At 41.4% G+C, this 19,861-nt stretch carries 15 protein-coding genes and 3 rRNA genes; 14 read left to right on the top strand and 4 right to left on the bottom strand.

Features of this window, described 5'->3' with window-relative positions; translation table 11 throughout:
* Position 1 precedes the first annotated feature (1 nt).
* Genes dnaB through PQO03_RS19560 form a run of 5 tightly spaced genes read left to right on the top strand, consistent with a single transcriptional unit; the run spans position 2 to position 7,973 of the window.
* Positions 2-1,462, top strand: a complete 1,461-nt coding sequence (gene dnaB, locus PQO03_RS19580) for a replicative DNA helicase (RefSeq protein ID WP_274152757.1) — start codon at positions 2-4, stop codon at positions 1,460-1,462.
* A gap of 20 nt (positions 1,463-1,482) precedes the next feature.
* Complete coding sequence (gene bamA / locus PQO03_RS19575) at positions 1,483-3,726, top strand: outer membrane protein assembly factor BamA (RefSeq protein ID WP_274152756.1); 2,244 nt, start codon at positions 1,483-1,485, stop codon at positions 3,724-3,726.
* 8 nt (positions 3,727-3,734) lie between these two features.
* On the top strand, positions 3,735-4,190 hold the full coding sequence (locus tag PQO03_RS19570) for a Fur family transcriptional regulator (protein ID WP_274152754.1): 456 nt from the start codon (positions 3,735-3,737) through the stop codon (positions 4,188-4,190).
* A gap of 10 nt (positions 4,191-4,200) precedes the next feature.
* Positions 4,201-7,164 (top strand): AIR synthase-related protein, encoded by a 2,964-nt coding sequence (locus PQO03_RS19565; RefSeq protein ID WP_274152752.1) that lies wholly within the window; start codon positions 4,201-4,203, stop codon positions 7,162-7,164.
* 2 nt (positions 7,165-7,166) lie between these two features.
* Entirely contained in the window at positions 7,167-7,973 is an 807-nt protein-coding gene (locus PQO03_RS19560) for a phosphoribosylformylglycinamidine synthase subunit PurQ (RefSeq protein WP_274152751.1), read from the top strand.
* 67 nt (positions 7,974-8,040) lie between these two features.
* Here PQO03_RS19560 and PQO03_RS19555 read toward each other — a convergent pair whose 3' ends face one another.
* A complete protein-coding gene (locus PQO03_RS19555; RefSeq protein ID WP_274152750.1) occupies positions 8,041-8,463 on the bottom strand; it encodes a hypothetical protein in 423 nt (140 codons plus the stop codon).
* Positions 8,464-8,712: 249 nt separating this feature from the next.
* Between PQO03_RS19555 and hemF the strand changes: the two genes are divergently transcribed.
* The 9 genes from hemF (at position 8,713) to PQO03_RS19510 (ending at position 18,280) form a co-directional block, all read left to right on the top strand.
* Positions 8,713-9,627 carry an oxygen-dependent coproporphyrinogen oxidase gene (gene hemF / locus PQO03_RS19550; protein WP_274152749.1) on the top strand — a complete coding sequence of 305 codons (915 nt, stop codon included), beginning with the start codon at positions 8,713-8,715 and terminating at the stop codon, positions 9,625-9,627.
* A complete protein-coding gene (locus PQO03_RS19545; RefSeq protein WP_274152747.1) occupies positions 9,627-9,941 on the top strand; it encodes a hypothetical protein in 315 nt (104 codons plus the stop codon). Before hemF ends, PQO03_RS19545 begins: the two co-directional genes overlap by 1 nt.
* Positions 9,934-10,839 carry an NHL repeat-containing protein gene (locus tag PQO03_RS19540; protein ID WP_274152746.1) on the top strand — a complete coding sequence of 302 codons (906 nt, stop codon included), beginning with the start codon at positions 9,934-9,936 and terminating at the stop codon, positions 10,837-10,839. The genes PQO03_RS19545 and PQO03_RS19540 overlap by 8 nt, the downstream gene beginning before the upstream one ends.
* Positions 10,840-10,842: 3 nt before the next feature.
* Entirely contained in the window at positions 10,843-11,529 is a 687-nt protein-coding gene (locus tag PQO03_RS19535) for a uroporphyrinogen-III synthase (RefSeq protein WP_274152745.1), read from the top strand.
* A gap of 307 nt (positions 11,530-11,836) precedes the next feature.
* A 16S ribosomal RNA gene (locus tag PQO03_RS19530) occupies positions 11,837-13,352 on the top strand.
* Between the two features lie 325 nt (positions 13,353-13,677).
* A 23S ribosomal RNA gene (locus tag PQO03_RS19525) occupies positions 13,678-16,593 on the top strand.
* A gap of 123 nt (positions 16,594-16,716) precedes the next feature.
* Positions 16,717-16,831, top strand: a 5S ribosomal RNA gene (gene rrf, locus PQO03_RS19520).
* Together the 16S, 23S and 5S rRNA genes form the textbook arrangement of a ribosomal RNA operon.
* 222 nt (positions 16,832-17,053) lie before the next feature.
* Positions 17,054-17,788 carry a DUF3050 domain-containing protein gene (locus tag PQO03_RS19515; RefSeq protein WP_274152744.1) on the top strand — a complete coding sequence of 245 codons (735 nt, stop codon included), beginning with the start codon at positions 17,054-17,056 and terminating at the stop codon, positions 17,786-17,788.
* A 105-nt stretch (positions 17,789-17,893) separates the two neighbouring features.
* The gene (locus PQO03_RS19510) at positions 17,894-18,280 is read left to right on the top strand and encodes a hypothetical protein (RefSeq protein WP_274152743.1); all 387 of its coding nucleotides are present in this window, start codon (positions 17,894-17,896) and stop codon (positions 18,278-18,280) included.
* Between the two features lie 34 nt (positions 18,281-18,314).
* Here PQO03_RS19510 and PQO03_RS19505 read toward each other — a convergent pair whose 3' ends face one another.
* The 3 genes from PQO03_RS19505 to rsmI form a co-directional block, all read right to left on the bottom strand.
* The gene (locus tag PQO03_RS19505; protein ID WP_274152742.1) at positions 18,315-18,719 is read right to left on the bottom strand and encodes a (deoxy)nucleoside triphosphate pyrophosphohydrolase; all 405 of its coding nucleotides are present in this window, start codon (positions 18,717-18,719) and stop codon (positions 18,315-18,317) included.
* Between the two features lie 92 nt (positions 18,720-18,811).
* A complete protein-coding gene (locus tag PQO03_RS22170) occupies positions 18,812-19,099 on the bottom strand; it encodes a BolA family protein (RefSeq protein ID WP_420792874.1) in 288 nt (95 codons plus the stop codon).
* The gene (rsmI, locus tag PQO03_RS19500) at positions 19,038-19,832 is read right to left on the bottom strand and encodes a 16S rRNA (cytidine(1402)-2'-O)-methyltransferase (RefSeq protein ID WP_274152740.1); all 795 of its coding nucleotides are present in this window, start codon (positions 19,830-19,832) and stop codon (positions 19,038-19,040) included. The genes PQO03_RS22170 and rsmI overlap by 62 nt, the downstream gene beginning before the upstream one ends.
* Positions 19,833-19,861 lie beyond the last annotated feature (29 nt).

Below are 19,861 nucleotides of genomic sequence, written 5' to 3'. Positions count from 1 at the left end.
AGTGGAAAAGAAAACTGATACTGCAGTGAATTTTGGGTCGCTCCTCTCAGGGGAGCGGCCTTTACCGCATAATCTAGATGCGGAAAAAGGGGTCTTGGGCTGTATGCTCAATGACCCTTCTTTGATTGTTAATGCCATGTCTGTACTGAAGACGCGAGATGCTTTTTTCTCTGCGGCTCATCGGTATATATCTGGTGCTATGTTCGAAATGGCCAAGAATGAAGAAGCCATTGATGTACTTACCTTAGCAAATGCACTCAAAAAGGGTTCTGAACTTGTTCAAGCAGGTGGCGAAATCTATTTGTTAGAGCTGATGAATTCAGTGCCGAGTACTGCTAACTTTGATAAGTATATAGATATTGTACAAGATGCCTCCGTTCTTCGTCGTTTGATTAGACGTTCGAGCGAAACTCTTCAGCAATGTTTGCAGGATGAAGCAACAGCGGGTGATGTTTTAGATCAGCTCCATAAGGAAGTTATCGATATTTCAGATAACTTATTTAGGGAAGAATCAGTCGCATTAAAAGCTGAATTAGGCCGGGCAATTGATACTATTTTCAGATTAGCAGAAGGTAATAAGGGCGAGAAGGGTTTCTCTACTGGCTACCGCGATTTAGATGATAAGATTGGAGGGCTTAAGCGAGGCGAAATGATCGTTTTGGCGGCGCGTCCATCAATTGGTAAGACCACACTGGCGATGAATATTGCGGCTAATGTGGCATTGTCACATACTAGAGGTGCATCGGATGAGAAAATCGCAGTGGGTGTTTTCTCCTTGGAGATGAACACGCAGTCACTTGTCTTAAGGATGGTTTCCTCAGAAGCTGAGATCAGCCTAAAAGATGTTGGCAATATGAATGTGACGACCAATGATTTTACGAATATTCAAAAAGCGGCAAACGTATTAGCTGAAACAGAGATTCATATTGATGATTCGGCGCAGTTAGATGTGATGGAGCTACGTGCGAAATCGCGTCGCATGAAAGAAAAATTTAATGTAGATTTAATTGTTATTGATTACTTGCAGCTTTTACGTGGTCGAGGCTTGAATAGTAATTCAAGTCGAGAGCAAGAAGTTGCACAGATTTCAGGGGCCATTAAAGCAATAGCAAAAGAGTTAAATATCCCAGTGATTATTTTGGCGCAGATGAATCGTCAAGCAGAGCAGGGTGGAGCAAATAAAGAAGCCGCACGGCCAAAGCTTTCTCAGTTGAGGGAATCTGGATCTATCGAGCAGGATGCCGATATTGTGATGATTCTCCATAGAGATCGCGGACGACAGATCGAGGAAGATCAGGCGAAGATTGAAGCAGAAGGGATGGTGACTGAGCTGATAGTGGCAAAAAACCGTAATGGTGAGACGGGTATAGTTGAGCTTAAGTTCATGCCGCAGTTCACAAAATTTTTGGATAATGACCCTGTAGCAGGTTTTGCGGGAGATTATGATAATGATCAATTTTAAAGGGTGTCATGTTAACACAAATGTATAAAATATTTTCAATCTTATTACTACTTACAGCAACTGTGTGTGCGAATAGTATTAAAGAAGTCAAAGTTTTTAATGCCCAAGGCAAAGAGATTCAGTCAGGCTTTGTGCTGAATAATATAAAATCAAAACCTGGAACTACTTTAGCTCCTAGGGTGCTTTCGAGTGATATACGTCGTTTGTATCAAACAAATGAATTTATTAATGTTGAAACAGAGTTTGATGAGGGGACGGGAGTTTTAAAAATCACTATAACTCGTAGGCCGAAGCTTTTAGAAATTGTCATTGAAGGTTATGAGGAAATCGATGAAGACGATATTAGAGACGAATTAGAGCTAGTAGTAGGGGAGCCATTAGATGAAACTGTCATGGCATCTGATAAGCATAAAATAAGTAAGCTTTACGATGATGAAGGTTACTACAGTGCCGAGGTATTATTCAATCTAGAAACTACCGATAATCCGGAAGAAGTAGTACTACGCATAATTGTCGATGAAAAAAGTAGTTTGCAGGTAGATGAAGTTAGATTCCATGGGAATACAGTTATTATCGATGATGACCTTGCTTCATCAATTACTACGAAGCCAAGCTTTTGGCGGTATATGTTTGATACCGGCTTTTTTAATGAGCTCATTTTTGAAGCGGACCTTAAGTTAATTAAGCGCCTATATAAAGCGCGTGGTTATCTCGATTTTAAAATTGAAAAAGTTGTGAAAAAAGACGATGGGGAGTATTTAGAACTCGATATATTTATTACGGAAGGACGCCCCTATATTGTCGGCAATGTGAGTATCTCTGGCAATAGTATTTTTTCTACCGTGGAATTAAATAAATTGGTAACAGTCAAGAAAGGTTTTTCTTATTCTAGTTTAGTTGAAGATGCGGATATTGATCGGATTACGACTAAATATCAAAATGAAGGTTACTTAGATCTATATTGTTCGGCTCAATTAAATCCCAACCCACAGACGCATATTGTGGATATAGATTACCGTATATCAGAGGGTGTCCCATCGAGAATCAGAGATATTATTATTACGGGAAATACAGATACAAAAGAATATGTAATTCGCCGTGAATTAGCAATTCAACCAGATGACAAGGCTAATAAGGATTTGATAAATAAATCAAAAACACGTCTTATGAATATGAATTATTTTGAAAAAGTTGATGTAACTCCCGTTAATACTGAAATTGAAGGCTTGAAAGACTTACAGTTAAAAGTGACAGAAAAAAGCACTGGTCAACTCGGCTTAGGTGGCGGTTTTTCTTCTGCAGACTCATTTGTTGGTAGTGTTAATTTCTCGCAGTCAAACTTCGACCTTTATGATGGCTGGCCTTTTATTGGTGGAGGGCAGAGATTTCAATCACGTGCACAGTTTGGTTCTGAGAGGCAAGATCTCACGGTAGGCTGGGTAGATCCTTGGTTTTTAGGTAAGCCATTATCTCTCAGTACATCATTTTTTCTATCTGAAAGATATTATGATGATTATGATCAAGAAAAAGTGGGTTACGAAATAGGTCTTACTAAAAGGCTCTCAAAGTATCCTCTATGGACAATTCGCCATGCTCACCGTCTCTATCAAATTGATATTAATATGGATGATGATGTTTCCAAAGAACTTGAAGATGAAGAAACTTCAGATATTTCTTCTGCGTATATTTTGACCTTGCGAAAAGATACTCGTAATAGTACTCGTCGTCCCAATGAGGGCGGGATTATGGAGTTCAAATCGGAATGGCAATCAGTCGCTATAGCTTCGGATAATGAGTCTGCTAAATTAAAAATCCGTTGGACAACTTATAATGAGGCTTTTGAGGATTCGGTTCTGAAGCTTCACGCAGAGATTAATAGCTTAATCGGAGATGATCCCATTTATGATCGCTATTTTGGTGGTGGTATAGGTCGAGTTCGTGGTTACGATGAACGTGAATTAGGGCCAGTCGATTCGAATGGTGACCCAATTGGTGGAGCGTCTTTTTTACTCTTGTCCGCGGAGCTTGATGTGCCATTTAATAAAACATTTAATGGTGTGTGGTTTGTTGATGTGGGTAATGTTTGGGAAGATTCTTTCGACTTCACGGATATTAGTGATGCTAGTTTAACCACCGGCCCGGGTCTGAGGATCAATCTGCCTATTGGTGTAGTTGAACTTTATTATGGTAAGCCTATCGTGGATAATGCCGCAGAAGAAGATGATTCAGGAAGTTTCCATTTTAATATGGGTTACAATTTTTAGGAGTAATTATGGCGTACGAAGAGATTTTAGAACGTTTCAAATCACAGCTTAAAATCATGAGCTTGAAAGTTACTCGTGAAAGAGTGATTATTCTAGAAGAAGTGATGAAGCGGAAGGACCATTTTGATGCCGATCAGTTTGCTGCAGACTTGAGTGTGGGTGGTGTCAAAGTTTCTCGTGCGACAGTGTATCGTACTTTGGATATTCTTCATGATATGAAGATTGTTCATAAAACAACTTTGGGGCACAAGCACCAGCATTATGAGAATATGGTAGATAGAGCACATCATGACCATTTAGTTTGTCTCAAATGTGATAAGGTTGTTGAATTTTTAGAACCAAGAATTGAAGAGCTTCAAGAGAAGGTCTGCCAAGATCATGGTTTTGTAATTAAAGATCATAGCTTACAGCTATTCGGAATTTGTGGCGATTGCACAGATGATGATGCTGAAGGTAAAAATTAAAGGTAACGCAATGATTTATCGTTTGGAAATCAGTCCACGTACTGGAATGGATGACCCAGCAGGGCATGCTATTCAAAGAAAAGCAAAATCCATTCTCTCTTACGACTTAGCTAAGGTGGATACAGCAGAGATTTTAACTATTGATGCGAATGTTGATAGGAAAGCTGCCGAAGAAGTACTAAAAGAAATCGTCAATCCTGTGCTTCAAGGGGGCCTAATTGGCGCTCGTGAAGATAGAAATTTTGATTGGTTTATTTCGATAGGTTTTTTGGCTGGAGTAACAGACAATGTTTCTCGTACTGCACGTGAAGCTATTCGTGATATAATTGGCCGTCCACTTACGGATGATGAGAAAGTATATAGTTCAAGAGAATATTTTGTTAGTTCAGCAAAGCTCAAGAAATCAGATCTTGAGCACATTGCTAAAGACCTTTTAGCGAATGTACTTATCCAGAGTCTGACAATCATGTCATTTGAAGACTGGAAGCATAATGGTAGTCCCATCAATATTCCTGAGTTTGTTGTTACAGATGAGCCAAAAGTAGATTTCATCAACATTGATGTGAGTGATGATGAGTTGATGGAGATTTCTAACTCCAAGACTTTAGCTTTGCAGCTTGACGAGATGCAGGCGATTCGTGACTATGCGATTAATAATAATGATCCTCGACGCGAAGAATTAGGCCTTAAAGGTAAGTTAACTGATGCAGAGTTGGAATGTTTAGCACAGAGTTGGAGTGAGCATTGTTCGCATAAGATTTTTGCCGCTGATATTGAGTATACCGATGGTGAAGGAAAAGTCGAAAAGATTAATTCTCTCTATAAAAGCTACATCAAGAAAGCCACTTTCGAAATTGACGAACAAGTAGATTGGCTAGTTTCAGTCTTCCACGATAATGCAGGCGTTATTACTTTTAACGAAAAGTACGATTTAGCATTTAAATTAGAAACGCACAATAGTCCTTCAGCACTCGACCCATACGGCGGAGCGATGACAGGTATTGTTGGAGTTAATCGTGATATCATGGGCACAGGCACGGGAGCAGAGATGCTCGTGAATGTTTGGGGCTATTGTCTAGGTTCTCCTTTTGTTGATGAGCAAGAAGTTCCAGAAGGTCTTCATCATCCTCGCCGCATTCGTGATGGTGTTCATCAAGGAGTTATCGAAGGTGGCAATCAGTCTGGAATCCCTTATGGTCTAGGTTGGGAGTACTTCGATGCACGTTATATCGGTAAGCCATTAGTATACTGTGGAACAGTGGGGATTTTACCTCATAAGCAGCACGGTAAATCTGCGTCACTCAAAACAATCGAGACCGGCGATGTTATTGTCATGGTTGGTGGTCGTATTGGTAAAGATGGAATCCATGGTGCCACGTTCTCTTCAGAAGAGCTTCACAAAGATTCTCCAGTTGCAGCAGTTCAAATTGGCGATCCAATTACTCAGAAAAAAGCAGCTGACTTCCTTTATGAAGCTAGGGATGCTGACCTTTACCGCTTTGTAACGGATAATGGGGCAGGCGGTCTTTCTTCATCTATTGGTGAAATGGCCACAGAATGCAATGGTTGCTATGTTGATTTGGCAAAAGCACCATTGAAATATGCAGGCCTTCAACCTTGGGAGATTTTTGTTTCGGAAGCACAAGAGCGTATGAGTTTTGCTGTTCCTACAGATAAAATCGAAGCATTTTTAGCTCTTGCAGAACAGCGCGATGTAGAAGCGGCCGTCTTGGGTGAATTTAATGATTCAGGTAAGTGTCATCTAATTTATAATGATCTCACAGTGGCATTCCTTGATTTGGACTTTATGCATGGCGGTAATCCTAAGCTACAATTGAAAGCTAAATGGGATGCGCCAGTTTTTGAAGAAATCCCGGAAGAATTCGATAGTGAGATATCAGACGATATCCATGAATTACTTGCGAGTTTAAATCTTTGTTCCAGTGAATATAAATCTCGTCAATATGATCATGAAGTTAAAGCTCTCTCAGTCATCAAGCCTTTTATAGGTGTTGAAGCAGATGTAGATTCAGATGCGACAGTATTTATGGCTGAGCCCATGACGCAAGAAGGTTTTGTCCTCTCTTGTGGTATTGCCCCTTCTTATTCAGATATTGATACTTACCACATGACGGCGTCTGTTATAGATATGTGTCTTCGTCGTGTCGTCGCAGTTGGTGGTTCAATTGAGAAAGTCGCAGGTTTAGATAATTTCTGTTGGCCAGATCCTGTAGAGTCAGCAAAGACGCCAGATGGCCAGTATAAATTAGCTCAACTCGTACGTTCGAATCAAGCTCTTTATGATTATTGTAAAGCATTTACACTTCCGTGTATATCTGGTAAAGATTCAATGAAAAATGATAGTACTCGCGGTGGTAAAAAGATCTCTATTCCACCAACATTACTTTTCTCTGTTATTGCCCCTATGATGGATGTCTCCAAATCAGTGACGCTTTCTTCTAAGCGTGCAGGTGATTATGTCTACATAATTGGTGAAACTTTTGCAGAGTTGGGTGGATCGCAGTATGCATCACTCAAGGGTTATGTCGGTAATAATGTCCCAAAAGTTAATGCTGAAGAAGCGAAGAAGATTTATAAGCAAATTCACAAAGCAACAGATGCTGAATTAGTTCATTCTTTGCATGCACCTGTTTTTGGTGGTTTAGCGGCGGCATTCGCAAGGAAGTCTATAGCAGGCCGTTTAGGTATGGATATTGACATAAACTTAATCCCGTCAGATGATTTAAGTGAAACTGAGATATTATTCTCAGAATCAAATAGTCGTTTGATTGCGACGGTCGCACCTGATAAAGCAGAGCAATTTGAAGAGCAAATGAAAGGTTTGTCTTTCGCTAAAGTTGGTCTGGTTACTCTTGATGATGAAGTTGTGATTCGTCAGGGTAAGCACATTGTAGCGGCACTTAATTTAGAAAACTTAGTTAAGTCTTATAAAAAGACATTGGATGGAGTGTAATCATGAGCCGAGTTAAAGCATTAATAATTACTGGTCTTGGTCTGAATTGCGAAAAGGAAACTGCAGTAGCATTTGAGGCGGCAGGAGCAACGGCAAGTAAAATTCATTTAAATGATTTATTGAACGATCCAAGTAAGCTTAACGATTACCATATCCTGGCATTTATTGGAGGTTTCTCTTTTGGTGACCATTTGGGTTCAGGTACAGTGTTAGCCAATCGTATAAAGCATGGTTTACGTGCAGAACTTGAGCAGTTTATTGAGTCGGGAAAATTAATCATTGGCATATGCAATGGTTTTCAGGCCATGACTCGCTTAGGTATTGTGCCATCTTTGAAAGGCCTTTTTAATCAAGAAGTGGCATTGCAGCATAATGACTGTGGAACCTTTCGCGATAATTGGGTTACTTTAAAAGTTGAAGAGGAGTCGCAGTGTATTTTCACCAAAGGCATTCACGTTCTTCCTGTTCCAATTCGTCACGGAGAAGGTAAATTCGTTGCTATGGATGAAGAAACTTTGAATCAGTTAGAGGAGGGCGGTCATGTCTGCCTTCGTTATGCAGATCCAGTTTCTCTCGAGCCAACTCAAGAATTTCCTCTAAATCCTAATGGTGCTCAGAATAGTATTGCGGGTATTTGTGATAAGAGTGGACGTGTTTTTGGACTTATGCCTCATCCGGAAGCTTATATTTCACCATTTAATCACCCGCATTGGACTCAGCAAAAGATCAATGGAACTTTACCTGAAGAAGGTTTAGGGATGCAGATTTTCCGCAATGCGGTTCATTTTGCAGAGACTGAATTACTCTAATTAGAGTTTTCAGTACGACACAAAAAAGCTCATCATTTGATGAGCTTTTTTTTGTGTCGTAAGAGGGCTACTTCTTTATAACCTTTTTAAGGATCATATAGTTTTTTGAGCCTTCACGAATATATAAAGATTCTTTCTCATAGATGAAAGTACGTTTTTCAACGGCACCTAAGGGGTAGGTTATCGAAGTTTTGATGTAATTGGGTCCCACTTCGTCTACTGTGTACTTAAGTTTTTTCTCAGATGCAATTAATAAAACTTCTATTTCATTTTTTTTGATAATGACAATAGAGCCCTCAAGTTGCTCCTTGATTTGGTTTTTCAGCTTTTCAGGAAGAGCTTTTTTAAGTGTTTTTTCTTGTTCTTTAATGGAGTTCGGTATATCGAAGGTCCATCTACCGAGGATGAAATCAGAGAAGTTCTGTTTTTTTGTTTCGGCAGACATGACTTGAAAAGAAGCAAGGGCAATAAGTATGTAAAGAAATTTCATGTTGGTTCCTATTATGAATGATAATAAGTTAATATGCTATTGCTTTCTTAATGCAAAAGTTGATAATGTAATTTTTGTATTGATTAACTAAAAAATGGATCACCTTATGATGACTTGAGCTGAAAGTATCTTTTGTGTATGAAAAATGTAAAGGCTTTCAAGTTTATTAAACGAAGCAAGTCGTTTCCACTTAACATTCATCAATTGAAAACTATATTGGCAGTCAATAGTAATTTCGGAGTTGTTTATATGTCACAGGTGGATTTTCATCAGGTTACCACTTACCTACAAGCCTTACAAAAAAATATTTGTAAAGGTATTGCTGATTTTGATGGTGGGAAATCATTTGAATTTGATCGTTGGGATAAAAATGGAGAAAAGGGCCTCAATGGCTTTGGCATTAGTGCGGTTATAAAAGATGGTGATGTATTTGAGAAGGGAGGAGTTAACTTTTCTTGTGTAGAAGGGCTTCGTTTACCCGCCTCAGCGTCAGCTCACAGAGGAGAAATTGCCAATCAGCCTTTTAAAGCGGCCGGGGTTTCTTTAGTTTTGCACCCACGTAATCCCTACATGCCGACAACTCATGCAAATGTAAGGTTTTTTAGTGCAGGTGAGGAAAATCCGACATGGTGGTTTGGAGGCGGTTATGATTTGACCCCCTACTATGCTTTTGAAGAAGATTGTCGTCATTGGCATCAAACGGCAAAAAAAGCTTGTGCCCCTTTTGGAGAAGAAGTTTATCCTCGTTATAAGAAATGGTGTGATGATTACTTCTATATTAAACATAGAGATGAACATCGTGGCATAGGGGGCTTATTTTTTGATGATCTAAACGAGGCGGGTTTTGATAAGTCTTTTGAGTTTATGCAGGCAATAGGCGATTCATTTTTAGATGCATACCTTCCCATAGCAGAAAAAAGAAAAGATCATCCCTATGGTGAACGTGAGCGTAATTTTCAGATTCAACGACGTGGGCGCTATGTAGAGTTTAATTTGGTTTATGATCGTGGAACTTTATTCGGTTTACAATCAGGAGGTCGGACAGAAGCTATTCTTATGTCAATGCCACCAATGGTAAGCTGGGATTATTGTGCAACTTATGCGGAAGAATCTGAAGAAAGTCGTCTTACTAATTATTTTTTAAAGCCGAAGGATTGGGTATAATGAGAATTTTAAAGTTTTCAAAAGAGGATCTCATCCTAAGTGTAGAGGATGCAAATTCTCGCCTTGCGGACATGGCTAAATTAGCGAACCCGATGCAGGCTTATGGCTTGCATGAAAATGCTTATGAGGTATGGGTGTTTTTTGAGCCTGCAGAAAGGAGCGAAAAATCATTTTTCCAACAGATTTCAATTGATGATGAAGCTGTTTTGGAGCAAGATATTAAGGCTTATTGGCAGGGCAGTCATTTGATGATTGCTACGGTCACTCTCGATCAATATGTAACTTTAGCTTTATTTAGGAAATTATATGTATAGATTTTCACTTTTACTTTTTATCGCGACGTCACTTTATGCTCAGCAGGTTCAAAACCCTGGTTTAGATCGTCCGTCATCGGTTTTATACTACCCTGAAAAGCAGGCTTTTATGGTGAGTAATATGAAGGGGATGGAAAATGTAGCAGATGGCTATGCCGAAATCGTTCTTATTTCGAGTCCTTTTGAAAAGCCTAGAAGAAATGTCTTTAAGGTTTTACATTCCAATTCTGGCAAGCGTAAGGATTTACATGCACCAGTGAAAATGATTTTAGACAATAAGTCATTAATAGTTGGTGACAGTAAGCAAATTGCTTTATTCGATCTTGATGGATTAAGTTTGAAGCCGAAAAAGTTAATTCCCTTGCCGAAAGTCAAGCACTTAAAATCGATGGCTTTGACAGATAATGGAGATTTATATTTTACTGATGTTTTAGCTAATAAACTATATAAGGTGAAGAATTTGTATTCTGCTGAGCCTGAGGTCGAGCTAGCAAGTAATAAAATCCCCAAGCCTAGTGGTATGATTTATAGAGATGGACGCTTATATATTTTAAGTCTCTCCAAGAATTTGATGTATGTGTATAACTGCCAGACCGCTAAGCCTGAGAGAGCAATTAAACTGACATCCAAGACGGATTCCGATGGTGAAGGCTTCTTGGATTTGTGTGAAGGTGCAGAGGGTGAGTTATATCTGTTGCATAAATCTCGAGAAAGTATTTATTTATTTGACTTAGATTGGAGCAGTAAAAGAGGTGTGCGTCTGTTTAAGGATGGGGTAGTAACTCCTCAGTCTATTTATTACTATCCTGAGAAAAATGCTTTGATGGTTTCTCAGTATTTTACGAATACCATTACTTTGATCCCTGCTCTAAAGTCTAGGCCTAGTGTTAAGGAGTGATTTTTGCGAGTTTTATTAACTGGCTTTCCCGATACAAATAAAAAAGCGAAGAAAACTTTAGAGCATTATTCTGGAGTCGCTTTAGATTTTCCTCTGCAAAAAATGAAGATTATAGATGGGTCTATTAAGCTTTTGGGGAAAAGTGATTGGGTTATTTTTACCTCCCCGGCAGCAGTGCGTTTATATATGCAGCACCTCTATCCCCTTAACCACTTTATAAAAGCTGCCTGTGTAGGGCCTGCGACGGCAGGGGCTTTGGAGGAAGATTATGGAAGAGCTTGCTCTTTAGTCCCTGCAAAAAACTACTCGGCAAAAGCTCTGGCAGAAGAGATTATTAATAATTTGAGCTTGTTTAGGGCTAAAAAAATATTGTTTCCCTGTTCTCGTTTAGCAAAAGACGACTTAATGAGGGAACTGAGTGAAGTCGGCTTGGATGTGACGAGGCATAATTTTTATGAGCCAGAGCAAAGTCAAGCGGGGGTGCTGCCCCATTTTGATGCAGTGTGTTTCTTTAGTTCTTCGGCAGTCGAGGCGTATTTTTCTTTAAGTGACCCGGCCGATCTAGCTTTGAAGAAGGTTTCTCTTATAGGAGAATCTACGGCTATTACCTTTCGACAGTACTCAAATGCAGATTTCTTAGTAGCTAATCAGCCTAGTGCGGAAGAAGCTGTGAAAGTTTTATTTTCATAAGTATCTCATGCTATAATGGTTTTTTGATGATCGATGATAGGTGATGATAAAAAAAGTCAATAAAAGATGGTAAAGAGGTTTGCGGAAAAACGAACTGGGGATATTCTAAGGCCTCGTCAGAAACGACGGGCAAACAACGGGGCCGAAAGCGAGCTAGTTGAGAGTAAAAAAACGAAGATTTTTGATAGTTGAATTATATGATAGTAACGGGCTCCTAAATCATTTATGATTTAAGAGTTAATTTTTTCGAGAGAGAAAACTCAATAGAATAAAAAAAGTAATAAGTCAGAATCAAACACAATCAAATTGATTGGAGAGTTTGATCCTGGCTCAGAATGAATGCTGGCGGCATGGATTAGGCATGCAAGTTGAACGAGAATCTAACTTCGGTTAGAGGAAAGTAGCGAAAGGGTGAGTAACGCGTGAATAATCTGCCCCCAAGTTTGGAACAACAGTTGGAAACGACTGCTAAAACCGGATGTGGATATAAGGTCGCATGATCTAATATCTAAAGGAAACGCTTGGGGATGAGTTCGCGTGCCATTATGTTAGTTGGTAAGGTAACGGCTTACCAAGACTATGACGGCTAGGTGGTCTGAGAGGACGATCACCCACACTGGGACTGAGACACTGCCCAGACTCCTGCGGGAGGCTGCAGTCGAGAATCTTCCGCAATGCGCGCAAGCGTGACGGAGCAATGCCGCGTGATCGAAGACGGCCTTCGGGTTGTAAAGATCTGTCAGGGGGGAAAAACGATGATGGTACCCCCAGAGGAAGCCACGGCTAACTACGTGCCAGCAGCCGCGGTAATACGTAGGTGGCGAGCATTATTCGGAATTACTGGGCGTAAAGGGTCCGCAGGTGGTTAACTAAGTCAGATGTGAAATTTCAGTGCTCAACACTGAACCTGCATTTGAAACTGGTAAACTAGAGTATGTGAGAGGTAAGCGGAATTTGTGGTGTAGCGGTGGAATGCGTAGATATCACAAGGAAGACCAAAGGCGAAGGCAGCTTACTGGCACAATACTGACACTCATGGACGAAGGCTAAGGTAGCGAAAAGGATTAGATACCCTTGTAGTCTTAGCAGTAAACGTTGTACACTCGATGTTGGTCTGGTTAGTCGGATCAGTGTCTAAGCTAACGCGATAAGTGTACCGCCTGGGAAGTACGGTCGCAAGACTAAAACTCAAAGGAATTGACGGGGGCCCGCACAAGCGGTGGAGCATGTGGCTTAATTCGAGGCAACGCGAAGAACCTTACCCGGGTTTGACATTGAGCGACGTTCGGTGAAAGCCGAATTCCCTTCGGGGCGCGAAAACAGGTGCTGCATGGCTGTCGTCAGCTCGTGCTGTGAAGTGTTCGGTTAAGTCCGGCAACGAGCGCAACCCATACCCTTACTTGCTAACAGGTAATGCTGAGAACTTTAAGGGGACTGCCCGTGTTAAGCGGGAGGAAGGTGTGGACGACGTCAAGTCAGTATGGCCCTTACACCCGGGGCTGCACACGTGCTACAATGGCCGGTACAAAGGGCAGCAACCTAGCGATAGGAAGCGAATCCCCAAAACCGGTCTCAGTACGGATTGGAGTCTGCAACTCGACTCCATGAAGATGGAATCGCTAGTAAATGGGCATCAGCTACGGCTCATTGAATACGTTCCCGGGCCTTGTACACACCGCCCGTCACATCATGGGAGCTGAGTTCACCCGAAGTCGTTGCGCCAACCTGCTTGCAGGAGGCAGACGCCGAAGGTGGGCTTAGTGACTGGGATGAAGTCGTAACAAGGTAGCCGTTGGGGAACCAGCGGCTGGATCACCTCCTTTTTAAGGAATGAAAAAAGACTAACCTCTATTTAGAACTTCGGTTCTATAACATGAGTGCTTTTTACATGACTTATTACCCCGTTACTATCATATAATTCAAATATTGGACCGAGCGACAGCGCTCAGTCTTCGATATAGATCCTTGAAAGGAAGAAAACAATAGAATGAAAGAGTCAAAGTATAATTGATGTCTTTTGATTTTAATCAAAAGACGCAAAGTAAGAAACAATTTATACCAAGATCGCAAACCAAAGAATACAAGATAGAACGACTTAGTAAGAAATAGGTGTGTCGCCGAAAATGTTAATTTTTTAAGATTTTTGGTGGACAAGCTAGTAAGGGTGTATGATGGATGCCTTGGCACTAACAGGCGATGAAGGACGCGTTAAGCTGCGAAATGCCTCGGGGAGCTGCAAAAGAGCTTTGATCCGGGGGTATCCGAATGGGGAAACCCAACTGGAGTTATGTCCAGTTATCTCTGACTGAATAAATAGGTCAGAGAAGCGAACCTAGGGAAGTGAAACATCTCAGTACCTAGAGGAAAAGAAATCAACCGAGATTGCGCTAGTAGCGGCGAGCGAACGCGCAAGAGCCTAAACCTAAGAGCTTGCTTTTAGGGGTTGCGGGACCTGCAATATTGTATTGAAGAGATAGCTGAATAGTTTGGAAAAACAAACCACAGAGGGTGATAGTCCCGTAAGCGAAATTTCTTTAATATATAGCGGGTATCCCAAGTAGGGCCGGACACGTGAAACCCGGTCTGAATCAGGGAGGGCCACCTTCCAAGGCTAAATACTCGTTAGTGACCGATAGTGAACCAGTACCGTGAGGGAAAGGCGAAAAGAACCCCGTAAGGGGAGTGAAATAGAACCTGAAATCATACATCTACAAAGTGTGGGTCATCTTTATATGATGTACCGCATGCCTTTTGCATAATGAGTCTGCGACTTACTGTATACGGCAAGGTTAAGTTATTAAACGGAGCCGAAGCGAAAGCGAGTACGAATAGTGCGATTCAAGTCGTATGCAGTAGACCCGAAACTGAGTGATCTATCCATGAGCAGGTTGAAGCCCGAGTAACATCGGGTGGAGGACCGAACCAATACGTGCTGAAAAACGTTTGGATGACTTGTGGATAGGGGTGAAAGGCCAATCAAACTCAGTGATAGCTGGTTCTCTCCGAAATAGCTTTAGGGCTAGCCTTGAGTGCTTCTTTACGGGGGTAGAGCTACTGATTTTTCGCGGGCCCTTACCGGGGTACCAACAAATATCAAACTCCGAATACCGTAAATTTATGAGCTCAGGAGTCAGACTATGTGGGACAAGCCGCATAGTCAAAAGGGAAACAGCCCAGATCGCCGTCTAAGGCCCCCAAGATGGGCTAAGTGGAATTAAGGATGTGGAGTTGCTTGGACAATCAGGATGTTGGCTTAGAGGCAGCCACCATTTAAAGAGTGCGTAATAGCTCACTGATCGAGTGATTCTGCGCCGAAAATAATCGGGACTAAAGCCCATTGCCGAAGACGCGACCCAGCTTGCTGGGGGTAGGAGAGCGTTCTATGCAGGAGTGAAGCTTGATGGAAACAACAGGTGGACCGCATAGAAGTGAGAATGCAGACATAAGTAACGAAAAACTGGGTGTGAATCCCAGTCACCGAAATCCGAAGGTTTCCTGGGCAAGGTTCGTCCCCCAGGGTTAGTCGGACCCTAAGGCGAGGCCCAACGGCGTAGTCGATGGACAACAGGTTAATATTCCTGTACTAGTTAAGTGTAGTGATGAAGGGACGCGGAAGGAAAGTGCAAATGAGTGTTGGATATCTCATACCAAGCAGGCAATTCGTAGAGTAGGAAAATCCGCTTTACATAAGAACCAACTGTTACGGGGCGAAGAAACCTTCGGGTAGAAACGCTTTGCATGGAACCATGCCGCCAAGAAAAGCTTCTAAGCGTTTGATGCTTAATTATCCGTACTAAAACCGACACAGGTAGGAAAGTCGAGTAGACTAAGGTGCGCGAGAGAAACCACGTTAAGGAACTCGGCAAATTAGCCCCGTAACTTCGGGAGAAGGGGTGCCCCCTCAGGGGGGCCGCAGTTAAGAGGTCTGGGCGACTGTTTAGCAAAAACATAGCACTCTGCAAACTCGAAAGAGGAAGTATAGGGTGTGACACGTGACCAATGCCAAAAGGTCAAATGGAGAGGTTAGCCTTCGGGCAAAGCTTCGAAATGAAGCCCTGGTGAATGTCGGCCGTAACTATAACGGTCCTAAGGTAGCGAAATTCCTTGTCGGGTAAGTTCCGACCTGCACGAATCGTGTAACGATCCAGACACTGTCTCAACGTGGATCTCGGTGAAATTGTAGTTCCGGTGAAAATGCCGGATACCCGCAGATGGACGGAAAGACCCCATGAACCTTTACTGTAATCTGATATTGTTGTTCGGGCAGATATGTGTAGCATAAGTGGGAGACTGTGAACTTACGTCGTCAGGCGTAAGTGAGTCGTCAGTGAAATACCACCCTTATCTGTCTGGGCATCTAACCCCACGTCCGTGAATCCGGATGGGGGACAGTTTCAGAGGGTCAGTTTGACTGGGGCGGTTTCCTCCTAAAAAGTAACGGAGGAGCTCGAAGGTCTACTCAGTATGGTCGGCAATCATACGTAGAGCGTAAGGGTAGAAGTAGGCTTTACTGTAACACCGACAGGTGGAGCAGTTGCGAAAGCAGGACCTAGTGATCCAGCGGTGGAAAGTGGTATCGCCGTTGCTCATCGGATAAAAGGTACTCTGGGGATAACAGGCTTATCGCACCCAAGCGTCCATAGCGACGGTGCGGTTTGGCACCTCGATGTCGGCTCATCACATCCTGGGGCTGAAGAAGGTCCCAAGGGTCCGGCTGTTCGCCGGTTAAAGTGGTACGCGAGCTGGGTTCAGAACGTCGTGAGACAGTTCGGTCCTTATCCTCTGCGGGCGCAGGATATTTGATAGGAGCATTCCCTAGTACGAGAGGACCGGGAATGAGTGACCTCTGGTGTTCCAGTTGTACCGCCAGGTGCATTGCTGGGTAGCTACGTCGCGAAAGGATAAGCGCTGAAAGCATCTAAGCGCCAAGCCCCCCTAAAGATGAGATATCCCAGGATTTATCCTCTAAAGGCTACAGGAAGACTACCTGTTCGATAGGCTGGAGATGTAAGCATAGCAATATGTTCAGTTGACCAGTACTAATCAGCCGTGAGGCTTGTCCACCTCTTTTTTACTTAGCACTCAAATGCTCAGTAAAAAAGACAATAAGCACACACACAAATTCGAGTTAAGTCGAGTTTGCGATCTTAATCTTTCCACACTAAGTTTTCTTCCCAACATTTTCCGGCTGGTAACCACAGCGGAGGAGCCACACCCGATCCCATCCCGAACTCGGTAGTTAAGACCTCCAGCGCCGATGGTACTGCAGTTAAGACTGTGGGAGAGCAGGTCGTTGCCAGCCTTTTTTTTTTGCTGCCTATTTATAGGCAGTTCGGCTAAGACCGGAAACATTCTAGAGCGTATATTATTTGATATACGCTTTTTTTTGTGCCCAGACGTTGCCGTAGGGGCGATTGAGGCTGTTATATTGATGTCTTGCCATATTTTAGTGTCATTTAACATATGTATTTGTTTGCTAAAGTATTAATAATGAATAAGGTTAGCAAAAAATAAGGATGTCACTTTGTTGAAAGAACGAAATAAGCTTCTTAATCACGATTTGTATACGGATTTATGGAATTCGGATGCTTTGAGAGTTTTTATGAAGTACCATGTTTTCTGTGTTTGGGATTTTCAAAGTTTAATTAAGAAAATTCAAGACGTATGCAGCCCTAGAACGATGCCTTGGATGCCGAGTGAAAGGCCTGAGTTTAGACGTTTGATAAATGAAATTGTATTAGAAGAAGAAACGGATGTTGATCCAACTGGAGGTTATTGTTCTCATTATGAATTGTACCTGAAGGCTATGACCCAAGTAGGAGCGGATAAGAGTTTTCATGAATCATATTTAAATGAAGTGGCAGTTGAAGGTGATGTCTTTGTGGCTAATCAATCCTTGCCTAGATCGCTACAAGACTTTATGGATTTTTCCTTCAAGCTCATTTACGATGGAAAAGATCATGAGATCATGGCCGTCTTTGCAGGTGGAAGAGAGAGTTTGATTCCCGATATGTTTACTTCTATTGTGGAAAAACTCTCAATCGATCTTCCTGAAGAGTGGAGTATCTTTCATTATTACCTCACTCGTCACATTGAGGTGGATGGTGGAGATCACGGTCCTGCATCAGAAAAGTTATTAGATTATTTTTGTGATACAGAAGATAAAAAAAATGAAGCGAATATAGCTGTCGCAAAAGCGTTGCATCTCAGAGGTGAGTTATGGACTTTTATTCTAGATGAAACAAGGCGAGATGATTAAAATCATAAAAAAATGAAAACTCAAGCTTAAGTAATTACACAAATCTATTCGAGCCTTTATATTTAACTCGACATAGTGTCATCAATAAACAAAGAGGAATTTAAAATGAAAAAAGTCATAGCGATATTATTTATTACACTTTTTATCAGTGCGTGTGCAAGTAAGGCAACTTGGGACAATATGTCTGAAGAAAAGATTGCGGCATGGAAGACTCAAGGGGTAGATGCAGAGTTGGCTTCTGAATTGACTGAGAATGCAATTACACCAGAAAAATATGGCGCTTGGAAAGCAGTGAAAATTACTGATCCAGAAACAATTATCGCCTGGAACGGCAGTAAATTCAGTGCTGAAGCTTCAAAAAATTGGATGTCTGGTGGTTTTACACTAGACGAAGCCGTTGATAATCGTGCGAAAGGCTTATCGCCAGTTAAGAAAGAAAAAGTAGTAGAGCCTGCTAAGACTGAAGAGCCTGCTAAAGAAGAAGCTAAGTAAGTTTTTCTTTATTGACTAAAAAAGCATCCATGATTCATGGATGCTTTTTTAGTTTTGTGATTTGTGCTACAATAGGTAAGTCAGCTGGCAGGTAATTATGTAATGCGATGTTGTCTATAGATACCCATTTATATTGAGCATGTACGTGGCAAGTTATTTGCCCTGTATAGCTATTAATTATATAGCTGTGTAAATTTATTTGTTGAGTTGGTGAATCCTTGAAGTATACAGTGTGAAAGTGGTGCCCGATTTTAGCTTTAATTCCAAGTTCTTCCTCGAGTTCTCTCTTAAGTGCTTGTTCTTGACTTTCGTTTATTTCTACTTTTCCACCGGGAAATTCCCAAGCACCATTGAATTTACTTTCACTTCTCTGACAGATTAAAATTTTGTCATTTTTCCTGATGATACCAGCACAAACATTGATTATGTCGAAAGGCATTTAATTAAACAATTTTTAGCATGCCATAAACTAAGCCTGCCAAAATTAGTAGAACCAACACGACAGTGATTGCTGTTTTCTTCCATTCGTAGTCATCCATTATTAAGTCCTGTCCATTGCTTTACAGTGTAGGTTTTTAAAGATAGGGCGTGTAAACCTTGTTCGAACTCTTCTTGTAAGCACTGGTTTACCAAGCGGTGTTGTTTAATTGTATTAATATCGCTAAATAATTCTGAGCAGATATTTATTCGGAGGTGCGTTATTTGTCCGGGGATTGCGCCACTATGGCCTGCATGTTGATGGCTTTCATCAACGATATCAAGGGAGACGGGGGAGAAGGTTTGCTGGATTTTCTGTTTTATTTGTACTAAATCTATCATAGTTCTTCTTATTTTTCTTAGGTTCATCTAGGATAATATGATCTGCTTCTCTCATATTTACAGCGACAACAAACTCCCCGCGCCATCTTTTATCTTTTCCAAGTTCAATAAGTTCAGAAACTGATCCGCGAATGGTTTCTTCATACATTTTTGTCGCTTCTCGAACAAGTGCTACGGGAGTGTTGGGGCCACATATGTCATTTATGTCATTGAGGAGTTTATCTATTTTATAGGGCGATTCATAGAAAAAGGTACAGAGTCCCGTGGATAAGTATTTTTCTAAAAGAACTTTACGTTTACCGGCTTTGGCAGGAAGAAACGCAGCAAAGGTGAAAGAATCAAGAGGGAATGCACAGGCCACTGCCGCAAAAGTTAAGGCGCATACGCCGGGTATAATATTGGGTTCTATTCCTTCGTTGACAGCTTCGCGAACCGCTAAGAATCCAGGATCAGAAATGACGGGTGTGCCAGCATCTGATAAGACAACGACTTTTTTGCCTTCCTTGACTTGTTGAATAAGGTAAGAGGTCTTTTCCTTTTCGTTATGCATGTGATATGAAGTAGTTTTGCATTTTATATCAAAATGTTTTAGTAAAATTCCTGCACGTCTAGTGTCTTCGGCTGCAATTAGATCAGCTTGTTGAAGCGTTTTTACAGCCCGAAAAGTCATGTCGTCTAAATTACCTATAGGGGTGGTAAGTAAATATAGCTGGCCTAGTGATTCTTGACTCATTTTAAGTGCTACCTAAAAATAAAATTAAA

The sequence above is a fragment of the Lentisphaera profundi genome (genome assembly GCF_028728065.1).
GTDB lineage: Bacteria > Verrucomicrobiota > Lentisphaeria > Lentisphaerales > Lentisphaeraceae > Lentisphaera > Lentisphaera profundi.
The sequence above is the reverse complement of the archived record's forward strand: the minus strand, read 5'-3'. Positions and strand labels throughout refer to the sequence as shown.